This is a genomic window from Streptomyces rhizosphaerihabitans (assembly GCF_025399795.1).
GTDB classification, from domain to species: Bacteria; Actinomycetota; Actinomycetes; order Streptomycetales; family Streptomycetaceae; genus Streptomyces; species Streptomyces rhizosphaerihabitans.
The window spans coordinates 88,761-112,806 of record NZ_JAODTZ010000010.1 but is presented as its reverse complement, the minus strand read 5'-3'; the positions used below and the strand labels follow the sequence as shown (position 1 = coordinate 112,806).

Genomic DNA, 24,046 nt, shown 5'->3' with positions numbered 1-24,046 from the left:
CCCCGTTCCTCGGGGTCAGCAGCCGCAGTCCGCCGCCTCCACGGGTGCCGTCAGCGGGTCCACGGCGGGGCGCTCACGCCCCTCCCAGGTCTCGAACTCGAAGCCCTCGCGCGCCCAGTACTCGAATCCGCCGAGCATCTCCTTGACCTGGAAGCCGAGTTCGGTGAGGGCGAGGGCCGCCCGGGTCGCGCCGTTGCATCCGGGGCCCCAGCAATAGGTGACGACCGGCACCGACTTGTCGAGGAACTGCTCGGCCTGCTCGGGGATGAGCGCGGTGGGCAGGTGGACCGCGCCGGGGATGTGGCCCTGTTCCCACGAGGCGGTGGAGCGGGAGTCGAGTACGACGAACCCGGGGTCGCCGTCGGCGGCGAGGGCCGCGGCCACGTCGGACACGTCCGCGTGGAAGGCGAGGCTCGCGCCGAAGTAGGCGGCAGCCGCGGCCGGGGACGCCGGCGCCACCCGCAGAACGGGGTTCGCCACTGTCACGGAACCGGTCGTCGTGTCCGCCCCGGCGGTGGCCGACGCGGAACCGGTCACCGTACTGGTCGTGATGCCCTCAGCAGTCGCAGTCATGGTCTGGCCCTTCCTTGCTCCCTGATCCCGCCGGACCGGTGCCGTCCTTGCCACCCCGGTGCTTCTCGCGCACCGAATCCCGCGGGACTTCCTGACCAGAAATCTACGTCTGTCGATCTCCGTCCTGAAGTGACGATCCACGGCAGCACTCTTGATCGGCCGGGGATTCTCCTGGTATTCATCACGGATGACCGCGTATTCCCCGGACGCCACCGACTGGCGCATCCTCGACGTCCTCCAGCGCGAGGGCCGGTCCAGCTTCGCCGAGCTGGCACGGGCCGTCTCCATGTCCGCGAGCGCGGTCACCGAGCGGGTGCGCCGCCTGGAGGAGGCGGGCGTCATACAGGGGTACGCGGCTGTCGTCGACCCCGAGAGCCTGGGCCTGCCGATCCTGGCGTTCGTCCGGCTCAGGTATCCGAACGGCAACTACAAGCCGTTCCACGACCTCGTCGAGGTCACGCCCGAGATCCTGGAAGCACACCACGTCACGGGCGACGACTGCTTCGTCATCAAGGTCGCCGCGCGCTCGATGGGGCACCTGGAGACGGTGTCCGGCAAGATCGGCACACTGGGCTCGGTGACGACGAGCGTCGTCTACTCCTCACCGCTGCCGCGCCGCCCACTGGGCCACTGAGACCGCCCCCGAGACCGCCACGGGGAGGCTTCCCCGGACCGTCCGTGCCCGGGCGGACCGTCCGTGCCCGGGCGCCGGCACCCGGCACAAGTCTCAGGCCTCCGCGCCCCGCTGCCGTACGACCGAACCCGTTCTCCCCTTCACGACCTCCAACTGGGCATGGATGCGGCGGCGCAGGTCGGCGACGTGGCTGACGATGCCGACGCTGCGGTCGCGTTCCCGCAGCGAGTCGAGGACGTCGAGCACCTCGTCGAGGGTCTGGTCGTCGAGGCTGCCGAAACCCTCGTCGATGAAGAGCGTGTCGAGCCGTACCCCGCCCGCCTCGTCGGTGACCACGTCCGCGAGGCCGAGGGCCAGGGCGAGGGAGGCGAAGAAGGTCTCGCCCCCGGAGAGCGTCGCCGTGTCACGTTCCCGTCCGGTCCAGGCGTCCACGACATGCAGTCCGAGCCCGCTGCGTCCGCGGCCCGCCCGGTCGTCGGAGTGCACCAGGGTGTAACGCCCCGAGGACATCCGCTGGAGGCGCGCGGTCGCGGCGGCGGCGACCTGCTCCAGACGGGCGGCGAGGACGTACGACTCCAGGCGCATCTTGCGCTCGTTGTCCGCCGACGTGCCGGCCGCCAGACCGGCGAGCCGGGCCACGCGGTCGTACTCCTCGCGCAGCGGGGCGAGCCGGCGGGCACCTCTCGTCGCCCGGGTGGAGAGGGCGTCCAGCTCCGCGCAGCGCCGGGCCGCCGCGTCCTGCGTCGACGCGGTGTCCCGCAGGCGCCGGGCGGCGGACTCGGCCGTCTGCTCGGCGGACCGCAGATCGACGGACGGGCGCCGCGCCGCGGCCGTGGTGTCGGCCTCGGCGAGTACGGCGCGCACCGATGACTCCTCCAACTGCCAGGCGTCGAGCCGTCGTTGGAGATCGCGGTGAGCCGCGTCGTCGAGCAGCGCGGCGGCCGCGGCCTGCGGGGTCTCGAATCCGGCGCGGCAGGCCGCGTCGGCGAGGCGCGCGTCGGCTTCCTTGAGGCGCCGCGTGATGTCCTCGGCCGTTCGCACGCGGTCCGCGGCCTCGCCGAGCAACGCGACCATGCTCTCCAGCTGCGCGGCCCGCTCGGACACACTGCCGGCGGTGCCCCGCGCCTGCTCCAACTCCCCTTCCAGCGATACCTTTTCGCGGTCGAGGGAATCCCGGAGCGAGGCCCGTGAGGCGACCCGGCGGGCGGCCCCCTGCTGGGCGGTCAACCGCCGCTCGTGTTCCCGCTCGGCCTGTTCGCGGGCCTCGCGCGCGGCATGCAGCCCGGAGGCCACAGCGCGGGCCTCGGCATGCAGCCGCTCCAACTCCTCGGCCTGTTGCGCGAGTTGACCCGTAGGCGCGTCGCTCGCCTCGGCGGTCGCGGCGGCCAGCGCCTCGCGTACGACACCGAGCCGGCGCTCGGCCTCGGCGCGCTCCTCGTCGGCGTGCTGATAGGCGGCGAGGGCCCGCTCCTCCGTCTCGCGGTCGACGTGACCGGCGATCTTCCGGGCGGGCGCCGGGTGTTCGGTGGCCCCGCACACGGCGCAGGACTCGCCGTCCACCAGTCCGGCGGCGAGTTCGGCGGCGATGCCCCGGAGGCGTTGTTCCTTCAGGTCGAGCCAGCGGGCGTGTACCTCCGTGGCGTGCTCACGTGCGGCGAGGCTCCTCGCGTGGGCGTGCTCGGTGTCCCGGGCCAACTCGTCGCGCAGGCGGGCCGCGGCGAGCCGCTTGAACGCCGGTTCACGCTGGACGGCGAGCTGCTCGGCGCGCGCCGCGGCCTCCTGTGCGGAGTCGATCCGCGCCTCGACGCCCGCGCGGGTGTCCTCCCAGCCGGCCAGCCAGCTCTCGGCGTCCTGGAGAACGTCCTCGTCGGCGCGCTCCTGTCGGTCCAAGGAGGCTCGCTCCGTGCCGAGTTCGGCGAGGCGCCGCTCCGCGCGGCGTGCGGATTCCAGGCCACCCAGTTCCTCGGCGGCCTTGCGCGCGGCGGACGCGAGACCGGGCGCTCCGGCGTCGGCGAACGCCTCCGGCAGGGCGGCACGCGCGCGTGTCTCCTCGGCGGCCGCTCGCCGCTGCTCCGCTTCGGCGGTGTCGCGCAGGTCGAGTGCGGGGGCCACCGCCTCGGCCTTGCGCGCTCGCTCCATCCGCATCCGGTCGTCCCGATGGACGTCGGCGCGCTCCTCCAGACGCGCGGAGCGCTCCTGCGCCTCGGCGAACCGGCGCTGCAACCGGTCCACTTCGCGCACGTCGTCGAGCGCGCGGTCGGCCGCGGCCTGTGCCGATTCGGCGGCCCTGCGCGCGCAGTGGGCGATGGCCAGCCCCTCGCGAGCGGCACTGCGGGCCACCGCGGCCCAGGAGAGCACGGACTCGGTGAGGCCCGGATCGCCGGGCGCGAGGTCGGGCAGCGGCTCCTCGACGGTGGGCCCGGCCTCCTGGTGCATCCGGTGCGCGTCGGCCAGCAACGCGGCGTCACCGGCGCGCACTTCGGCCTCGGCGGCGCGCCGTCGCTCGGCGAGGCGCTTTTCGACCTCGGCGAAGCGGTGGGTGTCGAAGAGCCGGCCGAGCAGTTTGCCCCGGGCCTCGGCATCGGCCCGCAGGAAGCGCGCGAAGTCACCCTGGGGCAGCAGCACGACCTGGCAGAACTGCTCGCGGCTCATGCCCAGCAGCTGGGTGATCTCCTCGCCGATCTCCTGGTGGGAGCGGCTGAGGTCCTTCCAGGAGCCGGCCAAGGAGTCGTACTCGCGAAGCCAGCTCTGCGCCTTCTCCGTCGTGGTGCCCGTGCCGCGCTTCTTGGCGCGCTCCCACGGCGGCTGCCGGGTGACTTCCAACCGGCGTCCGGCGACGGTGAGTTCGAGGCGGACCTCGGTACGGGTGGCGGGTGCCGCGTGGTCACTGCGCAGGCCGAGGCCCTGACCGCTCTGCCGGGCGCCGGGAACCGCTCCGTACAGCGCGTAGCAGACGGCGTCGAGGACGGAGGTCTTGCCCGCGCCCGTCGGTCCGTGCAGCAGGAAGAGCCCGGCGGCGGACAGCTCGTCGAAGTCGACCTGCTGGGCGCCGCCGAACGGGCCGAAGGCGGTGATGTCCAGGCGGTGCAGCCTCATCGGTTTCCCTCGGTCTCCGGCCGGTCGGCCCCCTGGATGTGCGGCGGGCGTGATGTCACCGGGCGGTCTCCCGTACGCTCTCGTCGGCCCGGACCGCGTCGAACGCGTCCCGGAGCACGGCCTGTTCGTGGGCGTCGGGGCCCGCGCCGCGCACATGGGCCACGAAGTCCTCGGCGATCTCCTCTTCGCTGCGGCCCGCGAGTCGGCGGGCGTACGAGACGTCCGGGGCGTGCGGGGAGCGTTCGGGGTCGAAGACGAGGCTGAGCGTGTGCGGGAAGCGTTCGGCCAGCCGTGCCATGGGGTCTGCGGGCCGCACCGGGTCGGTGAGGGTCGCCTCGACCCAGGAGCCCGTGTGGCTGCCCAGCTCCGGGTCGGCGAGCAGGTCTTCCAGATGTCCGCGGACGCGGGCGAGCGGGCGGGGCACGGGGCAGTCGATCCGCTCCGTGGCCAGCGAGCCGCCGGGGCCGAGGTCCACGAGCCACATGCTCTTGCGGTGTCCTGCCTCCGAGAACGAGTACGGCAGCGGGGAACCCGAGTACCGCACGCGCTCGCCGATGATCTGGCTGCCGTGCAGGTGGCCGAGGGCGGTGTAGTCGACGCCGTCGAAGACTCCGGCGGGCACGGAGGCGACGCCGCCGACGGTGATGTCCCGCTCGCTGTCGCTCACCTCGCCGCCGGTGACGAAGGCGTGGGCGAGGACGACCGAGCGGGTGCCCGGAGCTCGGGTGGCGAGGTCGGCGCGGACCCGGTCCATGGCGGCGGCCAGCACTGCTTCGTGGGCCGCCTTCTCCACCCCGAACTCGTCCTTCACCAGGGCGGGTTCGAGATAGGGCAGGCCGTAGAAGGCCACGTCGCCGTGGGCGTCGGTCAGCACCACGGGTGTGCCGCACGCCGCGGGGTCGGTCCGCAGATGGACGCCCGCCCGCCCGATGAGTCCGGCGCCGACGCCGAGCCGGCGCGCCGAGTCGTGGTTCCCGGAGATCATCACGGTGGGCACGCCGAGGTCGGCCAGCCGGTGCAGGGCGTCGTCGAAGAGCTGGACCGCGGCCAGCGGCGGGACGGCACGGTCGTACACGTCTCCCGAGACGACCACCGCGTCCACCTCGTGCTCGCGCGCGGTCGCGACGAGATGGCCGATGAAGTCGGACTGGGCTCCGAGCATGTTCACCCGGTGGAACGCCCGGCCCAGATGCCAGTCGGAAGTGTGCAGGAGCCTCATGATCCCCGAAGGGTAACGGCCGGGCCTGACATCACGGGCGGTTACTCCCGTATCGGCCCGCCATACCCCTCACCGAAATACACCCATCATTTGACGATTGCCCGGATTGTCACGCGTCTCCGTAGGCCTCGCCGCCCAGCTCGAAGCCGGCCGTCCCCGCGGTCGCGTCGGCCAACCACGCCCGGAAGGCCTCCACATCGGCGTCCGGCAACCCGATCTCGATGGTGACCGCCTCGCCGTAACGCACATCACGTACCTCGCGACCGGTGGACCGCAGATCATTCTGCACCTTGCCGGCCCGCTGGTGGTCGACGGTCACCGTGGCCAGCCGGAACCGGCGGCGGGTGATGGTGCCGAGCGCGTCCAGCGCCTCGCCCACCGAGCCCCCGTACGCCCTGATCAGTCCGCCCGCCCCCAGTTTGACCCCGCCGTAGTAGCGGGTGACGACGGCGACGACGTACCGCATGTCGCGGCGCAGCAGCATCTGGAGCATGGGGACGCCCGCGGTGCCGCCCGGTTCGCCGTCGTCGCTCGCCTTCTGCACGGCGGCGTCGGCGCCGATGACGTACGCGAAGCAGTTGTGCGTGGCGTCCGCGTGCTCCTTCCTGACGGCGGCGATGAAGTCCTGGGCCTCCCGCTCGGTAGCGGCCGGGGCGAGGGCGCACAGGAAACGGGAGCGGTTGATCTCGGTCTCGTGCACGCCCTCGCGGGTCACTGTGCGGTACTCGTCCTGCATCACGCCAGCGTATGCGCTGCACGCGCGCGTGACCGACGGACCAGGACCGGGGCGATGACCGAGCCCGCGATCACGCACCGCACATACGAGGCCGACGAGCACACGGACCAGGACCGCTCGCTCAGATTCGCACGCGCCGCACGCGCGCGTGGCCCGCGGCGGACGGCAGACGGCAGACGGCAGACGGCAGACGGCGCCAGCTCGTCCCCTCGATCGGCGCGGGTCACACCTTCTCCTCGCCAGGCCACCGGCCCGCACCCTCGTCCCCGTGCTCCCGCTCGTCCTCGTCCTCGTCCTCGTCCTCGTCCTCGTCCTGCGTGACAACGCAAACGCGCCGTCACCCGCGAGGTGCTCCGCCGTACCGCATCCGCCCGTCGGTCCACGGCTCACGCCGCCAGGATTCATTCCTTCTTGCCCCTCGGCACGACGACGCCCGTCAACAGAGCGTCGCCGGGCCCGAGTTCGTTCCAGGCACTGCCGTGCCAGACCAGGACCGCGACGGCCGAGGTCGGGAACTTCGTCCGGACCTGGTCCAGCGTGTCGTCGAAGCCGTCCCCGGCCAGTTCGAGGACCAGCTCCTCAAGTCCCGGGTTGTGCCCGACCAGCAGCAAGGTCCGTACGTGTTCAGGAACTTCGCGCACGGCTTCCAGCAACTCCGGTACGTCCGCGCCGTACAGCCGCTCATCGAATCGTACGGGCGGCGGAGTGCCCCACTGCTCGGCGGCCAACTCCCAGGTCTCCCTGGCGCGTACGGCGGTCGAGCAGAGCGCGAGGTCCGGCAGCAGGTCGGCTCCCGCCATGGCGCGTCCGGCGGCCGGGGCATCGCGACGGCCGCGCGTCGCGAGCGGCCGCTCGTGGTCGGGCGCTCCCTCGGGCCAGGCGGACTTGGCGTGCCGCAGGACGACCAGTCTTCGCCTCGGGCCCGCAGCGGCGCGCGCGTTCACAGCGACGTTCCGATCTCGCGGGTGAGTTCGAGGCCGAGCAGTCGGTCGGCGTAGGCGTACGTCTCGAAGCGGGCGCCCTCCACGACGTCCGACGTCTCCACCCACCGCAGCACATCCAGCACGGAGAGGACGTCCAGGTCGTCCTCCCAGGCGGCACGCATCCGCAGGCGTACGTCCTCGGGGACCGGCTTGGAGGGCCGCGTCGCCCATCCGGCGACGGCGGCACGCCAGCGCTTGAGCGTGCCCTCGGCCTCCGCCAGGGCGTCCGCGTCGAGGCGCAGGGGCAGGTCCCGGCGCCGCGCGAGCAGAGCCAGACGCAGCGCGGTGGGATCCCCGGGAACGGGAGCGGGACCGCGCCCGGTGTCGACGGGGGCCACCTCGACGCGCAGCCCGTCCGTCGGGGCGGCCCCCGGAGCGAGGACGTCAATGGTCCGGGTCGCCACCGGTCCCGGCTCCGTGTCGCGATGGTCCTCGAACGGCCGGATTCCGAGTTGGGCGGCGCGCGCCCGAAGTCCCGCCTCATCCCAGGGGTCCGCCGGGTCATTCGGGTCCGCCGGGTCCGCCGGGTCCGCTGAGACTGCCTCGTCCGCAGTATCTGCCCGGTCCACGGCGTCCGCCGGGTCCGGCGCCGAAGTCAGCGTCGCCCAGACGGGGTTGCCGCCGATCTCCAGGGCGCGCACCAGGACGTCGGCGACCAGGAGCACCCGCAGACCCGTGATGCCGAACCCGGGCAGATGCACGTGGACGCGGACCAGACCGCGGGCGAGGGCTGCGTCGGTGGGTTCGCCCGTACGGGCGTCGAGGATACGGAGCACGAGGTGAGCCTAGGCGGACGTACGGCCGGGTGCGGGGAGGTGGGGGCCGTTCCGGACATGCGCCCGCGCTTCGCGACGCCTGCCGGGGGACTCCGGGGCCACACGCCCGGCAACTGAGCCCCCGCGCCGCGCACGGGCGCCCACCGGCTTCCGCAAGCCATCACGCGGCGTTCACAGCCGCGCCCTCGCAGTGGAAACTCTGCACTCCCTTTCCGGCCGAGATCGAATTCTGGGGGCCTGCCTGTTCGGTCCCGAGGAGTCGGGGATCGCCGCGTCAGGCCCCCGTGCCCACCATCACGATCAGGACCACCACGAGCAGGGCCACATACACGGTCGAGTGAACGCGGTCCGGAACACGGGCGGTGACGCGCCTCGCCATCGCGATGGTGGGCAGCGATCCGGTGAGCAGGGCGGCGGCCGCGGTGAGATCGATGTATCCGAACTGCCCTGTGCCGGCGGGTGCGGTGGGGGCGAGGGCGTAGACGAGGGTGCCGGCCACGGCGACGGGGACGCTGAGGGGGTTGGCCATGGCGGTCGCCTCGGCCATGGCCAGGCCCCTGCGTCGCAGGAGGGGAACCGTCATGACGCTTCCTCCCACTCCCAGGCCGCCGGCCACCAGACCGATGCCCATGCCGCCGAGCGTGGTGATGCCCCGGCCCAAGGGTTTGGGACGCGTGTGCCGCGGCAAGGATAGGAAGCCCTTCCGCAGCGCACTGTCGGCGATCGTCACCAGCAGGTAGGCGGCGAACAGCAGGCGCAGCGCGGTTCCGTCGACCAACGTGGCCACGAGAGAGCCTGCTGCGGCGCCGATCACGATGAACGCCGCCAGCGGCCAGACGTACGCGCGGCGCAGGCGGCCCGCACGCCACTGCGCCAGCGCCGCCGCCGCGGCATTCACGACCATGACCGCCGCCGAGGTCGCCACGGCGACATGCATGGCGTCCGTACCCGCAGGCGCCGTCGCGGTCAGGACGCCGTAGACGACCGGGACGGTGACAAAACCGCCGCCGAAGCCGAAGAGCACGGTTGTGAGGCCGGTCAGGCACCCGAACAACAGGAGAGTCGAAAACGAGGTCAGCACGGGCAAGACGCTAGGGATATCGCGGCTTGGCGGGCAATCGACGAATTGCCGACTTCCTACGTGGAGCAGACACGGGCGTGATCCCACGTAACCTCGCGGTATGCGCAACATCCCGGTCACGGAGGTGGACGACCTCGATCGAGCCGTTCTGGCCGTCGGCACCGACTACCCCCACGACCACCTGCTCGTCTGGCACGAGCACCGGCGCTGCCAGGTCCTGTACGCGGCCACCGGTGTCATGCGGGTCGAGACGGCGGACGGCACTTGGACCATTCCCACCGCCCGGGCCGTACTGATCCCGCCCATGACCAGACATCAGGTCACGATGGCGGGTGTCAGCACCCGGAGCCTCTACATCGAACCCGCCGCCGTGCCATGGTTTCCCGCCCGTTGCCGGGCCGTCGACGTCTCCGCCCTGCTACGAGCGCTGATCCTGGAAGCCGTCGAGATGGAGCCGCGCTACCCCGAGCACAGCCGCGACGCGGCGGTGGCCGCCCTCATCCTCCACGAGCTCAGGAACCTCACCCCCCTGCCTCTCGATGTCCCGATGCCGTCCGATCCGCGGCTGCGCCGCCTGTGCGAGGCGTTCCTGCAGAAACCGGACATCCACGATCCGCCCGCACGTTGGTGCGCGACCCTCAACGTCAGCGAACGCACCCTCGCCCGCCTGTTCCGGCGCGGCACCGGTCTGAGCTTCTCGCAGTGGCGGCAACGTGCCTGCATCCTGCACTCCCTGCAGCACCTCACCACGGGCATGCCCGTCACGCGCCTCGCCGCGCTGCTGGGCTACGACAACCCCGCCGCCTACACAGCCGCGTTCAAAAAGCTTCTCGGCCGACCGCCGACGGCGTACGGAAGTTCGGACATCAGCGGCAGGTAGACCGGTCACGCCGTAGATCATCAGTTGGTCCAACTCACGTGGAATCGGCGGCGGTTCGGTCGCGGAGCTTTGAGAATCGGCACCTGCGGGGCTCGACACCCACAGGGTTCGACACCAGTGGGGCTCAAACCCCGGGAACCCGACACCCGCGCCGGGGCGGACGAAGAGCACGACCTTGACAATCCCCTTCCGCTGCCTGAAGGCTGACCGACCAGTCGGTTTGAGGGAGTGGATCGTGGCCGAGCTGAGCATCTCCACCGCCGCGGGCGTGTTCGACGCCATCGCGGCAGGTCCGCCCGAGGGCCGCCCCGTACTGCTGCTGCACGGCTTCCCCCAGACGGGGCTGGCGTGGCAGCGGCAGATCACGGCGCTGGCCGCGCAGGGCTGTCGCGTCGTGGCGCCCGACCAGCGCGGCTACTCCCCCGGAGTCCGCCCCAAGCGGCCCGAGGACTACCACATCAGCGTCCTGGTCGACGATGTCGTCGCGATCACGGAGGAACTGGGCTGGTCGGCGTTCGACCTGGTCGGTCACGACTGGGGCGGCGCGGTGGCATGGTGGACAGCCGGCGCCCATCCCGGCCGCGTCCGCACCCTGACGGTCGTCTCGACCCCGCACCCCGGCGCTCTCGCCGACGCTCTGCGCACCGACGAGGACCAGCGCGCGCGATCCCACTACATGCGCGACTGGCGCGAGACGCCCGCGACCGAGGACCGCATGCTGGCCGACGATGCCGAGCTGCTGCGCACGCTCTACGCGGGAAAGGTCCCGCAGGCCAGTGCGGACGCCTACGTCCGGCATCTGTCCCAGCCGGGCGCCCTCACCGCGGCACTGAACTGGTACCGGTCCGGCCGCCCCGACGGCGCGATCGGCGTCATCGAGGTCCCCACCCTGTACGCCTGGAGCACGCAGGACACCGCGTTCGGCCCGGCTCCCGCACGGGATACCGGGCGGTGGGTCAACGGGCCGTACCGGTTCGAGATCCTCCCCGGCGTCAGCCACTGGATCCCCGAAGAGGCACCGGAGACGCTGAACCGTCTGCTGCTCGACCACCTGCAAGCACACGGCAAGCACGGCATCACAGCGAACAGCCCCGACGACGACGCACCGGACGGCGGAGCGGAGGACGCACACCGCCAGTGACCACCGGCCTCCCGAGGAATCACCGCGCTCCACCCACTGTTGTCGCTCACGACGGACCCTGACTGATTCTCCTGGAGGCCGAACGTGTACGGCGACGCAGAGACGATCCGCAAGATCCTCACCGAGAGGGGTGACACCTGGGCGATCGTCGGACTCTCGTCGAACCAGCGCCGCGCGGCCCACGGCGTCGCCGACGTCCTCCAGCGCTACGGCAAGCGGATCGTGCCCGTGCACCCGAAGGCCGAGACCGTCCACGGCGAGCAGGGGTACGCCTCCCTCGCGGACATCCCCTTCGACGTCGACGTCGTCGACGTATTCGTCAACAGCGACCTGGCCGGGCCGGTCGCGGACGAGGCCGTCGCCATCGGTGCCAAGGCCGTCTGGTTCCAGCTGGACGTCATCGACGAGGCGGCGTACGAGCGGACGCGCGCCGCCGGGCTCGACATGGTGATGGACCGCTGCCCGGCCATCGAGATCCCGCGACTCGGCTGAACCGACGGGACTGAACCGAGGCGCCTGAACCGACGTGCCGAAACCGACGGGGCCCCGCCGGCCCGGCGTTCGGCTGCGCGCTGCGCCAACCGACCCGGCCTGGCGGCCCGGCGCAACAGAGCCCGGCTCAACAAGGGCCCGGGCGCATGCTGTTGACGTCACGCGCCCGTACGGGTTTCCTGCTCCGGTGCCCATCCTTCACATAGAAGCACCGAACGACGAGGCCCGCCTCGCGGACTGGCAGTACGTCCACAACACGATCGTCCCGCCCGCCGCCATGTCGCTCGACGACGTGCGCGAGCGCGTCCGGCGCAACCGCCTGGAGGTCGCCTACCTCGGCGACGTCCTGGTGGGCTGCACGACCGTGCGTCCGCCCACCGACGACAGCGCGACGGCGACGGTGATCGCGCGGGTGCTCGCCGAGCACCGCGGGCAGGGCTTCGGCGAGGAGCTGTACGCCCGCGGTCTGGACCAGGCCCGCGCCCTGGGCGCCAAGGTGATCGAGACGGTCGTCCTGGCGGCCAACGAGGACGGACCGCGCTTCGCCCGGCGACACGGCTTCGTGGAGATCGAACGCTACGTCCTGCCGGGCGAGACCGTGGAATATGTCGACCTGAGACTGAACTGAGCGTCGGCGGTACCCGGCGACCGGCCCGAACCGTCGAAGCCGCCGCTTGCCCCGCCAATCGCTCTACCGGCCGACCCGCCGGTCATCGTCCCGGCCGGACGGCCGGACATCCTCCGGGTCGTCCCTCCGATCGTCCTTCCGGTCGTCTTCCCGGTCCGCCCGGTCGAGGAAGCCCGCGACGGTCTCGCGGAAGGCCTCGGGGGCGTCGAGCCACGGGAAATGTCCGCAGCCCGGCAGGACGGCCAGTTCGGCGCTGGGGAACAGGTCCGCGACGGCGGCGGCGACACGCGGCAGCGGTCCGCTGTCCAGCTCGCCCGCGACGAGCAGCACGCGCGCGTCCCAGCCGGCCGCGACCGCGCGGGCCGCGGCGGGCCGGAAGGCGCCGGGAGCCGCGTAGCGATCGGCGGCCTCCTCGTTGGTCTGCTCGACCTCGGTCGCGGCATGCGCCCGCGCCGTCGCGTCCCAACGGCCGTAGAAGAACGGGGTGGCCGCGTCCAGGTCGGCATCGGTCGCCGTTCCGGCCCAGATCCGCCCGTACGCCTCGTGCGCGCTCTCGAACCACGGTTCCGCCGTGCGCCGCGCCGCACCCTCCGCACGGTGCTCCGCGGTGAAGTCGACGCCGAGGGCCCGTGCCCGTCCGGTGACCAGCGTGAGGGTGCGAACGCGCCGCGGGTGGCGGACGGCGTAGAGGAGCGCGAGGTCGCCGCCCGCCGAGTGGGCGAGCAGATCGACCCGGTCGGGTCCGAGGTGCGCGCGGAACGCCTCGACGTCGTCGACCTGCCGGTCGCAGCGATACGTCGCCGGATCGGCCGGGAGCGCCGAGTCGCCGGTGCCCCGTAGATCGAGCACGCACAGCCGGCGGTGCCTCGTCAGTCCGCCGAGGTCTCCGAGGTAGGCGGAGGCACGCATCGGTCCGCCCGGCAGGCAGAGCAGCGGTTCGCCCTCGCCCCTTGTGTGATGGGCGAGTCGGGTTCCGTCGGGGGCGGTGAAGACCGGCACGATCGACATCGTCATCCGCACGGCACCGCGAGAGCAAGCGATTTGACGGATCATCAAGTGACGTACTCCGTCGGAAGGTTGCCCGATACGACCGTAAACATGTGTTCAGCTCGACTCGGGCACGCGTCGCCTTCTTCTCCGGTTCTCCCGCCGTACGCCTCCGATTGCTTCCATCGGGAGATGGACCACATCACGTTCCTCGTGGCGGTCGTCATCGTCACGGCTCTGGCCTTCGATTTCACCAACGGATTCCACGACACGGCGAACGCGATGGCCACGTCCATCGCGACCGGGGCCCTCAAACCGCGAACAGCGGTCCTCATCAGCGGTGTTCTGAACGTGGGCGGTGCGTTCCTGTCCACCGAGGTCGCCAAGACGATCTCCGGCGGATCGTCGACGACACGCTCGTCACTCCGGGCATGATCTTCGCGGGCCTGGTCGGGGCGATTCTGTGGAACCTGCTGACCTGGCTGCTCGGACTTCCCTCCAGTTCTTCGCACGCCCTGTTCGGCGGACTCATCGGCGCGGTGTGGGTCGGCGCCGGCGAGCAGGGCGTGCACTTCGACAAGGCGGCCGAGAAGATCCTCATCCCGGCGGTGGCCTCGCCGATCGTGGCGGGTGTCGCCGCGCTGCTGGCCACCTACCTCGCGTACCGGATCACCGCCCGCGCCCGCGAGAAGTCGGTGACCAGGGGTTTCCGGCTCGGACAGATCGCCTCGGCCTCCCTGGTGTCGCCGGCGCACGGCACGAACGACGCGCAGAAGACGATGGGCGTCATCACGCTGACGCTGATCTCGGCGGGCGCGCTCGGCCATGACGCGGGTCCGCCGGTGTGGGTCATCGCCTCGGCGGGGCTCGCCATAGGGCTCGGCACCTACCTGGGCGGCCGACGGATCATCCGAACCATGGGCAAGGGGCTCACCGACATCAGGTCACCGCAGGGCTTCGCGGCCGAAGCGGCCTCCACGACGGTGATTCTCGCCTCCGCCCACCTGGGGTTCGCGCTCTCCACCACGCAGGTCTGTTCGGGCGGCATCCTCGGCGCGGGACTGGGCAGGAAACTGGCCGAGGTGCGCTGGGGAACCGCGGGCCGTATGGCGGTCGCCTGGCTGGTCACGCTGCCGGCCGCCGCGCTGGTCGGCGGGGTGTCGGCGAGCGTGGTGAAGCACGGCGGGACCTTCGGCACCGTGGTGATCGCGCTCGTCGCGGTGGCTGTCGCCTCGTTCATCGTCGCCGCCTCGCGCCGCAACCCGGTGCACGCCTCGAACGTCAACGACCACCACGAGGTCACCGTCCGTACCGCGACGCCGGCCGGCGTCGGCACGGCCGCCTGAGCGAAGGAGGGTTCCGAAGATGCATCTCGACTGGACCGCACTCGGCGAGGTCGCCGCGGTGAGCGTCGGAGTCACCGTGGCAGCGGTCGTCGTCTTCGCCCTCGGCGTGCTGGGCCTCGCCCGCGTCGAGGCCGCGCGGGACGACGCCACCGGCGGCGACGCCCTGGGGTTCGCCCAGGCCACGCTCTGCTTCCTCGGCTGCGCGGCCGTGGTGGCGTACGGCATCTATCTGATCGTGCCGCAATTCCACTGAAACGGCGGAAACAAGCCGATCGACGGACAATCGGAGCACGGGAAAAGGAGGGCCGGATGACGGAACTGCTGGCAGGTATGCGGGTGGACTACTCCGACCACGACGACCCCGTACTGATCAGGCCGGACGGCAGCCCGGTGGACACCTGGCGGGAGAACTACCCGTACGAGCAGCGCATGGAGCGCAAGGAGTACGAGTGGCACAAGCGGCTCCAGCAGATCGAGCTGCTGAAGCTGCAGAGCTGGATCAAGGTGACCGGACGTCGGCTCGTCGTCGTCTTCGAGGGGCGCGACGCGGCCGGCAAGGGCGGCACGATCAAGCGGTTCACCGAGCATCTCAACCCGCGCGGTGCCCGTGTGGTGGCGCTGGAGAAGCCGACCGAGCGGGAGCGCGGGCAGTGGTACTTCCAGCGGTACGTGGAGCATCTGCCGACCGCGGGCGAGATCGTGATGTTCGACCGGTCCTGGTACAACCGCGCGGGTGTGGAGCGGGTGATGGGCTTCTGCACGGACGACGAGTACCGGCGTTTCATGCGGCAGGCGCCCGCCTTCGAGCGGATGCTCGTCGACGACGGCGTGGACCTGATCAAGTTCTGGTTCTCGGTCTCCCAGAGTGAGCAGCGCACCCGCTTCACGATCCGTCAGGTCGACCCGGTACGACAGTGGAAACTGAGCCCCATGGACCTGGCCTCGCTGGACCTCTGGGACGACTACACGGCGGCCAAGGTCGCCATGTTCCGCGAGACGGACACCGAGCAGGCGCCCTGGACGGTGGTGAAGAGCAACGACAAGAAGCGGGCCCGCGTCGAGGCCATGCGCAGCGTCCTGGCCCGCTTCGCCTACGCCGACAAGGACGAGGAGGTCGTCGGCAGCCCCGACCCGAGCATCGTGGGCGCGGCGGCGAACCTGCTGGAAGAGGGCGAGGAGAGCGAGGACGACGCGGCGCCCACGGGCGACCGCGTGGCCGCGGGCTGGCAGCGTCGCCCGGGGCACTGACTCGACCGCATGCCACCCCGGGTGCACGCGGGCTCGACCGTATGTCGCCCCCAGGTGTCGCGGGCTCGCCCGCACATCGGCTCCAGCACACGCCCGGAGCCCCCGCACGGTGGCCTCAGTCGTGCGCCGGACGGTCGGACAGCCGGTGGTCGGCCAGGCTCAGCGCCTCGTCGACCACCCGGCGCAGATGCCCGTCCCCGAGCGAGTAGATCACCCTGCGCCCTTCCTTCCTCGTGTTCACGAGCCCGGCGAGACGGAGCCGGGCCAGGTGCTGACTGACGGCCGGACGGGCCGCCCCGCACACCTCGGTCAGCGTCGTGACATCGGCCTCGCCGCCGGTCAGGGCGTGCAGCAGCGCGAGGCGGGTGCGATCACCGAGGAGGGCGAGGAGTTCGGCGGCGAGCGCGAACTGTTCCTCGCCGGGGGTGCGCGGGTGCGCATCGTGCGCAGGTGATAGGTGCATGCGTGCGCTCATACGCACATAATGGCGTCGTGGACACCCGCGCGTCCACTCCCGCACGGAAGGGGACGTACGTGAACGACCGGCACGACCACGACCACGGCCATCACCACGAGGACACCAACGGCAATCGCAACGGCAACGGCAACGGCAACCATGGTTCCGAGGACGCCGACGGGCGGGGCCACAGCCACGAAAACGGGCACGAGGGAGCCGACGGGCCGGGTCAGAGGCACGGAGACAGCCACGGTCAGGACCGTGGGCACGAGGACACCAACGGCCCGGGACAACACAGTCACGAAACCGGGCACACGCACGGGCACGGCCACACTCAAGCGCACCCTCACGCCCACTCCCCCGGTCGGCCGCACCCTCACCCTCACCCCCGTTCCCGTCCTCGGGGTCACACTCATCCGCGCGGCCTCGGGAGCCGGCTGCGTCATCTCCTCACCCCCCACTCCCACGAAACGGCCGACAAGCTCGACTCCGCGCTGGAATCGTCGGCCCGGGGCATGCGGGCGCTGTGGGTCTCCCTGGCGGTCCTCGGTACAACGGCCCTGGCACAGGCGGCCGTTGTCGTGCTGTCGGGGTCGGTCGCGCTGCTCGGCGACACCGTGCACAACGCGGCCGACGCGCTGACGGCCCTGCCGCTCGGGGTCGCCTTCGTGCTGGGCCGCCGTGCGGCGACCCGGCGCTTCACCTACGGCTACGGGCGGGCGGAGGACCTGGCGGGCATCGTGATCGTGCTGACGATCGCCGCGTCCGCCGCCTTCGCGGCCTGGGCGGCGGTCGGCCGGCTGCTCGATCCGCACCCTGTGCGGCACCTCCCCGCGGTCGCGGTCGCCGCGCTCGTCGGCTTCGCCGGCAACGAGTGGGTCGCCCGGCACCGCATTCGCGTAGGGCGTGAGATCGGCTCCGCCGCGCTGGTAGCGGACGGACTCCACGCCCGTACCGACGGGTTCACCTCACTCGCGGTGCTGGTGGGCGCGGGCGGCGCGGCCCTCGGATGGCAACTCGCCGACCCGCTGGTGGGGTTGACGATCACCGCCGCGATCCTGCTGGTGCTGCGCGATGCCGCCAGGGAGGTCTTCCGGCGCGTGATGGACGCCGTGGAGCCGGAGTTGGTGGACCGCGCCGAGCGCGCGCTGCGGGAGGTCGCGGGGGTGCGCGACGTGGGCGAACTGCGGATGCGCTGGATCGGGCACCGGCTGCGCGCGGAAGTGGCGGTCGTGGTGGACGGCGAGGCGACCGTGCGCCGGGCCCACGACATCGCCGTGGAGGCCGAACACGCCCTGCTGCACGCCGTCCCGAAGCTGACCGCCGCCCTGGTCCACGCCGATCCGGCACCCGCACCCGGCGAGGCGGATCCGCATCGGACGCTCGCGCATCACGCCGCCGCCTGAGCAGGCCACCGACCCCCGGCAGGAACGGATCCCCATCGGACACCGGCCCGTCGAGGAGGGCGGATCCCGTCGAGGACGGACGGTTCACGACCGGCGTGGACCGTCAGGCGACGCCCAGACCCTCCATCACCACCGCGTTCGGCAGTTCCGCGAACGCCCTGCCCGGTACCAGGAGTTTGCCGCGTCGGCGGCCACTGCCCACGAGGACGTACGGCAACTCGACGACGGCCGAGTCGATCAACACCGGCCAGTCGCCCGGGAGTCCGACGGGCGTGATGCCGCCGTACTCCATGCCGGTCTCGCCGGTCGCGGTGTCCATCGGAGCGAACGAGGCCTTCCGGGCGCCCAGTTGACGTCGTACGGCACCGTTGACGTCGACGCGGGCGGTGGACAGGACGAGGCAGGCGGCGAGCGTGGTCTCGCTGCCACGCCTGCCCGCGACCACCACGCAGTTGGCGGACCGGTCGAGCAGGTCCTTGCCGTAGTGCTCGACGAAGGTGGCGGTGTCGGCCCACTCGGGGTTCGTGTCGACGTAGACGATCTGCTCGGCGGCGGTGCCGCCACGCCAGACGCGCACGGCGTCGGCGACGGGACGGGTGAGTTCGTCCAGGCAGTCGGGGGCGGGGACGGCGTGGTCGAAGTGTCCGATGGGTGCGCGCATGACGGCACGCTAACAGCCGTGCGGACCCGCCCGACGGGAGCCGTCGACGCACGGCCGAATCGACCCGCCGAAGGCCGTCGGCACACGATTCGGAACGGCCCGGCGGAGCTTCGGTTCACGAATCGGGACGGTCCCGCCCAGGACTTCAGCGCACGACACGAATCGGGACGGCCCCGCCAGGGACTTCAGCGCACGAGTCGAGACCGGCCCACCGGGGACTTCAGTTCGCGAACAGGGACGGGCCCATCAGGGACTTCAGTGCACGAGCGGGACCGACACGGCCATGACCATCTCGACCGGGACCTCGCCCCTGTTGGCGTACGTGTGCGGGGTGTTGGCCTCGAACGACACGCTCGCCCCCTCGGGGACCAGATACTCGACGCCGTCGACGGTGAGGGTCATGTCGCCCTCGATGACGTGCACGAGTTCGACGGTGCCGGTCGGGTGCGGGTCGGAGGGACTGCCTTCGCCGGGCATGAGCCGCCAGTCCCACATCTCCAGCGGGCCGGGTGCCTCGGTGCCGGCCAGCAGCCGGTTGTAGCTGCCCGCTTCGGTGTGCCACAGCCGTACGGCCTGGTCGGCGGGGACGATCCGGACCTTGGGCCCCTGCTCGTAGTCGAGGAGGCTGGTGATGCTGACGCCGAGCGCGTCGCCGATCTTGACGACGGTACCCAGGCTGGGATTGGTCCTGGCCTGCTCGATCTGGATGAGCATGCCGCGGCTGACGCCGGCGCGAGCGGCGAGCGCCTCCAGGGTGAAGCCGCGCTCGGTGCGCCAGCGCTTCACATTGCGCGCCAGGGATTGAGTCAGCAGGTCGAGATCCGACACATTCCGTCCAATATTGTGAATGACAGAGTTCAATCAGATGAACTATCGTGTGGTGCACCTGATCGTCCACCGAACTGTACTGCGAGGCACCCCGTGACAGCACTCTTCGCCCTGGCCACCAGCCTCCTGTGGGGCCTGGCCGACTTCGGCGGAGGTCTGCTGACCCGGCGCACGCCCGCTCTCACGGTGGTCGTCGCCTCCCAGTCGATCGCGGCGGTCGTCCTCGGCGCGATCGTGCTGGCCACCGGCGGCTGGAGCGCGGCGGGGCCGCAGCTGTGGTTCGCGGTCGCCGCGGGGCTGGTGGGCCCGGTCGCTCTGCTCTCCTTCTACAAGGCGCTCGCGCTCGGTCCGATGGGCGTGGTCTCCCCGCTCGGATCGCTGGCCGTGGCCGTCCCCATCGGCGTCGGCCTGTTCCTCGGGGAGCGTCCGGGCCTGCTGCAGATCGCGGGCATCGCGGTCGCCGTGGCGGGTGTCGTCCTCGCGGGCGGGCCCCAGCTGCGGGGCGCGGCCGTGCAGCGGCAGGCGATCCTCCTGACGCTGATCGCGGCCGCCGGTTTCGGCACGGTGTTCGCGCTGATCGCGGAGGCGTCGTCGTCGGTCACCGGACTCTTCCTGGCACTGTTCGTGCAGCGCGTGACCAATGTCGTCACCGGTGGCGCCGCCCTGGCCGTCTCCGTTCGACGCGGCTCGCCCGCCCTTGCCCAGGGCGGCTTCCCCTGGGTCTCGCTGCCCGCGTTCGCCTTCGTCGGTCTCGCCGACGTCGCAGCCAACGGTACGTACTCGGTCGCCGCCCAGCACGGCCCGGTCACCGTCGCCGCCGTTCTCGCCTCGCTCTACCCGGTGGTCACCGCCCTGGCCGCGCGCGGTGTCCTCAGGGAGCGGCTGCGCGCGGTGCAGGCCGCCGGAGCGGCGCTGGCGCTGGTCGGCACGGTGCTGCTGGCGACCGGCTGAACCGGCTCCGGCCGACGGACCCGGCCCACACCGGACCGTCCACCCGGTCGAGGACCCGGCCCACACCGGGACACCGGACCGCCCGCCCGGCCTGGAAACCGGCCCACCCGAACGACGGACCCACCACACCGGACCACCGGACCGTCCACCCGGTCGAGAAGCCGGCCCACCCCAGCCGACGGCCCCGCCCCACCCCGCACGACGGACGGTCCCCCTGCACGAGGCACCTGCCCACGCCCGCGCCGACAACCCGTCCGCCCTGCACGAGGGACCGGCCCACCTCCGCGCAACGAACCGTCCGCCCCCGATCGACGGACCGGGTCCGTCCCGTTCAGGACTCGGCGCGGATGTCACCCGACTGCGCGTGTACGTCCTCGGCGGCGTCCCGCGCGTCGAGGTCCAGCTCCGCGAGCCGCGCGACCGTCTCCTCGTCCAGTTCCGACAGCGCCAGCAACTGCTCCGGGGTCACCCCGTCGGGAATCGGCACCGGCGGCGGTGTGCGCAGCGGCGGCTGCCATCCGTCCACGGGGTCCCAGCGTCGGACGACCCGCGCGGGGGCGCCCGCGACGACGGAGTGGTCCGGCACCGAACCGCGTACCACCGCACCGGCGGCGACCACGACGTTGCGTCCGATCCGCGCACCGGGAAGGATCACCGCACCGGTCCCGATCCAGCAGCCGGGCCCGATCTCCACGGGCTCCATCCGCGGCCACTGCTTGCCGATGGGCTCGTGCGGATCGTCGTACGAGTGGTTGGTCGACGTGACATACACATAGGGCCCGAAGTAGCAGTCGCTGCCGATCGTGACCGTCGTGTCGGCGATGACATGGCTGCCGCGGCCGAGGACGACGCCGTCCCCGATGCGCAGGATCGGGTCGGGACCGAGGTCGAGATCGGGCATCAGGCCCGCCGTCAGCGTGACCTGCTCGGCGACGATGCAGTACGAGCCGAGGTGGATCCAGCGTTCGCCGAAGACCGTGCCCAGCGGGAAGGCCAGTCTGGTGTTCTCCCCCATGGCACCGAAGCGGAACCGTCCCGGGTGCTCGGCCGAGACCGCACCCGCGCGCTGCACCCAGGCCCAGCCCGCGTGGACGGCGCGCTGCGCGAGGCGTCGCCGCCATGATGAGAACGTGTTCTTGCTCCTGGACACCCGTTCACGGTACTCAGAGTGGCCATGCCGATGCGGCCGCACGGCTGTGATCTTCGCCCCACCGGGGCGCACGGCGGATGACATACGGTGCCGGTGTACTCAGAGGGACCGGACCACGAGACGACGAGACGGTGACACGGTGACGACACAGCAGGCGCTGATCAGGGGAATCGGCGGCAAGGCCCCGCAGGTGGACCAGGAGGCGTTCGTGGCGCCCACCTCCGTGCTCATCGGAGACGTCCGGCTGAACGCGGGCGCGAGTGTCTGGTACGGCGCGGTACTGCGCGCCGACTGCGGCCCGATCGTCATCGGCGCCGACAGCAATGTGCAGGACAACTGCACTCTGCATGTGGACCCCGGTTTCCCCCTCACCGTCGGGGAGCGGGTCTCGATCGGCCACAACGCCGTGGTGCACGGCGCCACCGTGGAGGACGACTGTCTGATCGGCATGGGCGCCACGGTGCTCAACGGGGCCGTGATCGGGGCCGGATCGCTGGTGGCCGCGCAGGCGCTGGTGCCCCAGGGGATGCAGGTCCCGCCCGGCTCACTCGTCGCGGGTGTCCCCGCCAAGGTCAAGCGTCCGCTGACCGACGAAGAGCGCGAGGGGCTCTCGCTGAACGGCGTCTTCTACGTGGAGCTGGCGAAGGCGCACCGCGAGATCCACGAGTAGCCGCTCTCGTCGGCGGCGGCGGGGGCGGGGGCGGGTTCTACTCCGCGGCGGGGACGGGCTCCGGCTCCGCCGCACCGTGCTCGGTGGCCGCCTTCTTCGCCTTGCGGCGGACGATCAGCATGGAGGCGACACCGATGAGCACCGCGGCGACCAGGCCGAGCCACGAGAAGCGCTTCAGCCAGGACTCTGCGACGACACCGACGTAGTAGATGACCGCGGTGGTGCCGCCGGCCCAGATGATGCCACCGAGGACGTTGGCGATCAGGAACTTCCAGTACGGCATCCGCAGCACACCGGCGAGCGGGCCCGCGAAGATCCGCAGCAGGGCGATGAAGCGGCCGAAGAAGACGGCCCACATGCCCCACTTCTGGAAGGAACGCTCGGCCGTGGCGACATGGGCTTCGCCGAAGTGTCTGGGGAACTTCGCGCCGAGCCACGCGAGCAGCGGACGTCCGCCCTTGCGGCCGATGGCGTATCCGATGGAGTCGCCGACGATCGCCCCGAGGCTGGCGCACGCGCCGAGGACTACCGGGTTGATGCCGCCGTGCTGCGAGGAGAGCAGCGCCGCCGAGACCAGGACGATCTCTCCGGGCAGCGGGATACCCAGGCTCTCCAAGCCGATGACCAGGGCCACGAGCGCGTAGATACTGACCGCGGGCACCGTCTCGAGCCAGTCCTGGACGTGCAACGCCGGTTCCTCCCGTTTCGGTGTACGTAACCCGGGCGACCGCGTTTCGCATGATCACCGGGGTGCGCTTCCCCGGAGCGCTCGCCGGGAAGCCTACCTGGTCGTCCTGAAGGGCGGCCCGGACGTGCGGCTTGTCACGCCGGGAGCGGGGGGCGTCCGCGCTGCGGTTCCGGCCCCTGGTGGCATGCGCGCGCCGGGGAAAATCCGTGATCAGGACCCCGCCGCTCCATCGGCACGCGTCGGCTTTCCCGCGGCCGTCCCGCGCCGGTTCCGCCAGGTCTCGTAGTGGTCGAGGAGGGTCTCCTCGACCGGGCGGTAGGTGATCCCCAGTTCCCGCACGCTCCGGCTGTTGTCCACCCGGAACCGGATGCCGAGGTGTTTGCGGATGTAGTCCTGGGTCAGTCCGAACGCCGGACCGAGGATGCGGACCGGCCAGTGCGGGAGCGCGGTGCGGGGCAGCCGGAGGGCGCGGGGATACCGGCCGCGGATGACGCGCGCCATGTCGTGGAAGGACGTCATGGTCTCGGCCGCGACGATGTAGCGGCCCTTGGCGCCGCTGCGCTCCGCCGCCGCGATGTGCGCGTCGGCGACCTCGCGGACGTCCGCCGTGGTGAAGCTGAAATCGGGGGCGCCGTAGAAGAAGTAGCCCTTGAAGAGTTCGTCCAGCAGGAACAGGCTGCCGGATTCCGATGCGGGGGTGAGGGACGGGCCGAGGATCAGGCCGGGGTTGACGGACACCAGGCGCCAGCGGTCCTGGGCCGCCTCCGCCGTCCAGGCCGCGCGCTCCGCGAGCGTCTTCGCGTAGTGGTACGGGTTGTTCTCGACCGTACTGGTGGTGTTGAAGTACTTCTCCGACAGGACGCCGCCGTCCATGCTGCGGACGTCGATGTAGTCGCCGAAGATCGCGCCGACGGTGGAGGTGAGGACGAGCTTCTCGACCGTCGGTGTCCGTTCCACTCCCGCCAGCACATTGCGCGTGCCGAGCAGGGCCGGGTCGACCATGTCCCGGCGGCCGTCCTTGATCCTCTCCGGCATCAGGAACGGCGACGCCACATGGAAGACCACGCCACAGCCGCTCATCGCCGCGTCGAAGGACCCCTCGGCCAGCAGATCCGCCTCGAACAGAGCCAGCCTGCCGGGAAAAGCCTCCTGCATCTCCCGGAGCGGCCGCACCTTCGCCGCGTCCGCGGTCCCTCGTACGGTGGTGTGGACCCGGTAGCCCCGCTCCAGCAGCCGCCTCACCAGATGACTCCCGACGAACCCGCTGCCGCCGGTCACCAGGGCAGCCGTCCGCCCGCGTACGCCCATGCCCGCACCCCTCGTTCCCGGTTCCCGGCACGCATCGCCGCGATCTGCGGGCGGTGCGTGCGCACCGCCCGCAGATCAGGGTCGGGCATGAACGGCCGGAAGGGAAC

Annotated in this window: 24 protein-coding genes and 1 pseudogene; 11 read left to right on the top strand and 14 right to left on the bottom strand. The window is 71.7% G+C overall.

From position 1 onward, the window contains the following. Window positions 1-15 precede the first annotated feature (15 nt). A complete protein-coding gene (locus N4G66_RS12895; RefSeq protein ID WP_261704189.1) occupies window positions 16-573 on the bottom strand; it encodes a rhodanese-like domain-containing protein in 558 nt (185 codons plus the stop codon). Between the two features lie 187 nt (window positions 574-760). On the opposite strand from N4G66_RS12895, the gene N4G66_RS12890 reads away from it, so the two are divergent. Next, complete coding sequence (locus tag N4G66_RS12890; RefSeq protein WP_261704188.1) at window positions 761-1,207, top strand: Lrp/AsnC family transcriptional regulator; 447 nt, start codon at window positions 761-763, stop codon at window positions 1,205-1,207. A 93-nt stretch (window positions 1,208-1,300) separates the two neighbouring features. Here the strand turns inward: N4G66_RS12890 and N4G66_RS12885 are convergent, their stop codons facing one another. The 6 genes from N4G66_RS12885 to N4G66_RS12860 form a co-directional block, all read right to left on the bottom strand. Beyond that, window positions 1,301-4,303 carry an AAA family ATPase gene (locus N4G66_RS12885; RefSeq protein WP_261704187.1) on the bottom strand — a complete coding sequence of 1,001 codons (3,003 nt, stop codon included), beginning with the start codon at window positions 4,301-4,303 and terminating at the stop codon, window positions 1,301-1,303. A 55-nt stretch (window positions 4,304-4,358) separates the two neighbouring features. Then, window positions 4,359-5,522 carry an exonuclease SbcCD subunit D gene (locus N4G66_RS12880; RefSeq protein ID WP_261704186.1) on the bottom strand — a complete coding sequence of 388 codons (1,164 nt, stop codon included), beginning with the start codon at window positions 5,520-5,522 and terminating at the stop codon, window positions 4,359-4,361. 109 nt (window positions 5,523-5,631) lie between these two features. Continuing rightward, window positions 5,632-6,258, bottom strand: coding sequence for a YigZ family protein (locus N4G66_RS12875; RefSeq protein WP_261704185.1), 627 nt, complete (start codon window positions 6,256-6,258; stop codon window positions 5,632-5,634). 401 nt (window positions 6,259-6,659) lie between these two features. After that, the gene (locus N4G66_RS12870) at window positions 6,660-7,202 is read right to left on the bottom strand and encodes a SixA phosphatase family protein (protein WP_261704184.1); all 543 of its coding nucleotides are present in this window, start codon (window positions 7,200-7,202) and stop codon (window positions 6,660-6,662) included. Next, window positions 7,199-8,017 (bottom strand): hypothetical protein, encoded by an 819-nt coding sequence (locus N4G66_RS12865; RefSeq protein ID WP_261704183.1) that lies wholly within the window; start codon window positions 8,015-8,017, stop codon window positions 7,199-7,201. Before N4G66_RS12865 ends, N4G66_RS12870 begins: the two co-directional genes overlap by 4 nt. Window positions 8,018-8,291: 274 nt before the next feature. After that, a complete protein-coding gene (locus N4G66_RS12860) occupies window positions 8,292-9,098 on the bottom strand; it encodes a sulfite exporter TauE/SafE family protein (protein WP_261704182.1) in 807 nt (268 codons plus the stop codon). A 100-nt stretch (window positions 9,099-9,198) separates the two neighbouring features. Here N4G66_RS12860 and N4G66_RS12855 point away from each other — a divergent pair, with 100 nt between their 5' ends. From N4G66_RS12855 to N4G66_RS12840, 4 genes are all read left to right on the top strand, one after another. Beyond that, complete coding sequence (locus N4G66_RS12855) at window positions 9,199-9,978, top strand: AraC family transcriptional regulator (RefSeq protein ID WP_261704181.1); 780 nt, start codon at window positions 9,199-9,201, stop codon at window positions 9,976-9,978. Between the two features lie 244 nt (window positions 9,979-10,222). After that, the gene (locus N4G66_RS12850) at window positions 10,223-11,119 is read left to right on the top strand and encodes an alpha/beta fold hydrolase (RefSeq protein ID WP_391858807.1); all 897 of its coding nucleotides are present in this window, start codon (window positions 10,223-10,225) and stop codon (window positions 11,117-11,119) included. An 84-nt stretch (window positions 11,120-11,203) separates the two neighbouring features. After that, window positions 11,204-11,611: a CoA-binding protein gene (locus tag N4G66_RS12845; RefSeq protein WP_261704180.1), complete on the top strand. Its 408-nt coding sequence runs from the start codon at window positions 11,204-11,206 to the stop codon at window positions 11,609-11,611. A gap of 187 nt (window positions 11,612-11,798) precedes the next feature. Then, window positions 11,799-12,239: a GNAT family N-acetyltransferase gene (locus tag N4G66_RS12840; protein WP_261704179.1), complete on the top strand. Its 441-nt coding sequence runs from the start codon at window positions 11,799-11,801 to the stop codon at window positions 12,237-12,239. Window positions 12,240-12,302: 63 nt separating this feature from the next. Here N4G66_RS12840 and N4G66_RS12835 read toward each other — a convergent pair whose 3' ends face one another. Further along, on the bottom strand, window positions 12,303-13,238 hold the full coding sequence (locus tag N4G66_RS12835) for an alpha/beta fold hydrolase (RefSeq protein WP_261704295.1): 936 nt from the start codon (window positions 13,236-13,238) through the stop codon (window positions 12,303-12,305). 180 nt (window positions 13,239-13,418) lie between these two features. On the opposite strand from N4G66_RS12835, the pseudogene N4G66_RS12830 reads away from it, so the two are divergent. The 3 genes and pseudogenes from N4G66_RS12830 to ppk2 all read left to right on the top strand — a co-directional run bounded on the left by N4G66_RS12830 (window position 13,419) and on the right by ppk2 (window position 15,820). Next, a pseudogene (locus N4G66_RS12830) lies at window positions 13,419-14,572 on the top strand (anion permease). Window positions 14,573-14,591: 19 nt separating this feature from the next. Next, window positions 14,592-14,825 (top strand): hypothetical protein, encoded by a 234-nt coding sequence (locus tag N4G66_RS12825; protein ID WP_261704178.1) that lies wholly within the window; start codon window positions 14,592-14,594, stop codon window positions 14,823-14,825. Between the two features lie 56 nt (window positions 14,826-14,881). Further along, window positions 14,882-15,820: a polyphosphate kinase 2 gene (gene ppk2 / locus N4G66_RS12820; protein WP_261704177.1), complete on the top strand. Its 939-nt coding sequence runs from the start codon at window positions 14,882-14,884 to the stop codon at window positions 15,818-15,820. Between the two features lie 115 nt (window positions 15,821-15,935). Here the strand turns inward: ppk2 and N4G66_RS12815 are convergent, their stop codons facing one another. Next, window positions 15,936-16,295 carry an ArsR/SmtB family transcription factor gene (locus tag N4G66_RS12815; RefSeq protein WP_261704176.1) on the bottom strand — a complete coding sequence of 120 codons (360 nt, stop codon included), beginning with the start codon at window positions 16,293-16,295 and terminating at the stop codon, window positions 15,936-15,938. A gap of 59 nt (window positions 16,296-16,354) precedes the next feature. Between N4G66_RS12815 and N4G66_RS12810 the strand changes: the two genes are divergently transcribed. Continuing rightward, a complete protein-coding gene (locus N4G66_RS12810; RefSeq protein ID WP_391858806.1) occupies window positions 16,355-17,683 on the top strand; it encodes a cation diffusion facilitator family transporter in 1,329 nt (442 codons plus the stop codon). 103 nt (window positions 17,684-17,786) lie between these two features. On the opposite strand, the gene N4G66_RS12805 is transcribed toward N4G66_RS12810, so the two are convergent. After that, window positions 17,787-18,344, bottom strand: a complete 558-nt coding sequence (locus N4G66_RS12805) for a YbaK/EbsC family protein (RefSeq protein WP_261704175.1) — start codon at window positions 18,342-18,344, stop codon at window positions 17,787-17,789. A gap of 255 nt (window positions 18,345-18,599) precedes the next feature. Beyond that, a complete protein-coding gene (locus tag N4G66_RS12800; protein ID WP_261704174.1) occupies window positions 18,600-19,172 on the bottom strand; it encodes a helix-turn-helix domain-containing protein in 573 nt (190 codons plus the stop codon). A 93-nt stretch (window positions 19,173-19,265) separates the two neighbouring features. Here N4G66_RS12800 and N4G66_RS12795 point away from each other — a divergent pair, with 93 nt between their 5' ends. After that, a complete protein-coding gene (locus N4G66_RS12795) occupies window positions 19,266-20,123 on the top strand; it encodes a DMT family transporter (protein ID WP_261704173.1) in 858 nt (285 codons plus the stop codon). 331 nt (window positions 20,124-20,454) lie between these two features. Here the strand turns inward: N4G66_RS12795 and N4G66_RS12790 are convergent, their stop codons facing one another. After that, window positions 20,455-21,273 (bottom strand): acyltransferase, encoded by an 819-nt coding sequence (locus N4G66_RS12790; protein WP_261704172.1) that lies wholly within the window; start codon window positions 21,271-21,273, stop codon window positions 20,455-20,457. Window positions 21,274-21,412: 139 nt separating this feature from the next. Between N4G66_RS12790 and N4G66_RS12785 the strand changes: the two genes are divergently transcribed. Next, a complete protein-coding gene (locus N4G66_RS12785) occupies window positions 21,413-21,943 on the top strand; it encodes a gamma carbonic anhydrase family protein (RefSeq protein WP_261704171.1) in 531 nt (176 codons plus the stop codon). A 37-nt stretch (window positions 21,944-21,980) separates the two neighbouring features. Here the strand turns inward: N4G66_RS12785 and N4G66_RS12780 are convergent, their stop codons facing one another. After that, a complete protein-coding gene (locus N4G66_RS12780; protein ID WP_261704170.1) occupies window positions 21,981-22,631 on the bottom strand; it encodes a DedA family protein in 651 nt (216 codons plus the stop codon). Window positions 22,632-22,841: 210 nt separating this feature from the next. Next, window positions 22,842-23,939 carry an NAD-dependent epimerase/dehydratase family protein gene (locus tag N4G66_RS12775; protein WP_261704169.1) on the bottom strand — a complete coding sequence of 366 codons (1,098 nt, stop codon included), beginning with the start codon at window positions 23,937-23,939 and terminating at the stop codon, window positions 22,842-22,844. Window positions 23,940-24,046 lie beyond the last annotated feature (107 nt).

Excerpts from the sequence above, each read along its gene's own strand:
- N4G66_RS12895 (WP_261704189.1), bottom strand. The coding sequence starts at position 573 with ATGACTGCGACTGCTGAGGGCATCACGACCAGTACGGTGACCGGTTCC.
- N4G66_RS12890 (WP_261704188.1), top strand. The coding sequence starts at position 761 with ATGACCGCGTATTCCCCGGACGCCACCGACTGGCGCATCCTCGACGTC.
- N4G66_RS12885 (WP_261704187.1), bottom strand. The coding sequence starts at position 4,303 with ATGAGGCTGCACCGCCTGGACATCACCGCCTTCGGCCCGTTCGGCGGC.
- N4G66_RS12880 (WP_261704186.1), bottom strand. The coding sequence starts at position 5,522 with ATGAGGCTCCTGCACACTTCCGACTGGCATCTGGGCCGGGCGTTCCAC.
- N4G66_RS12875 (WP_261704185.1), bottom strand. The coding sequence starts at position 6,258 with ATGCAGGACGAGTACCGCACAGTGACCCGCGAGGGCGTGCACGAGACC.
- N4G66_RS12855 (WP_261704181.1), top strand. The coding sequence starts at position 9,199 with ATGCGCAACATCCCGGTCACGGAGGTGGACGACCTCGATCGAGCCGTT.
- N4G66_RS12825 (WP_261704178.1), top strand. The coding sequence starts at position 14,592 with ATGCATCTCGACTGGACCGCACTCGGCGAGGTCGCCGCGGTGAGCGTC.
- ppk2 (WP_261704177.1), top strand. The coding sequence starts at position 14,882 with ATGACGGAACTGCTGGCAGGTATGCGGGTGGACTACTCCGACCACGAC.
- N4G66_RS12815 (WP_261704176.1), bottom strand. The coding sequence starts at position 16,295 with ATGAGCGCACGCATGCACCTATCACCTGCGCACGATGCGCACCCGCGC.
- N4G66_RS12805 (WP_261704175.1), bottom strand. The coding sequence starts at position 18,344 with ATGCGCGCACCCATCGGACACTTCGACCACGCCGTCCCCGCCCCCGAC.
- N4G66_RS12775 (WP_261704169.1), bottom strand. The coding sequence starts at position 23,939 with ATGGGCGTACGCGGGCGGACGGCTGCCCTGGTGACCGGCGGCAGCGGG.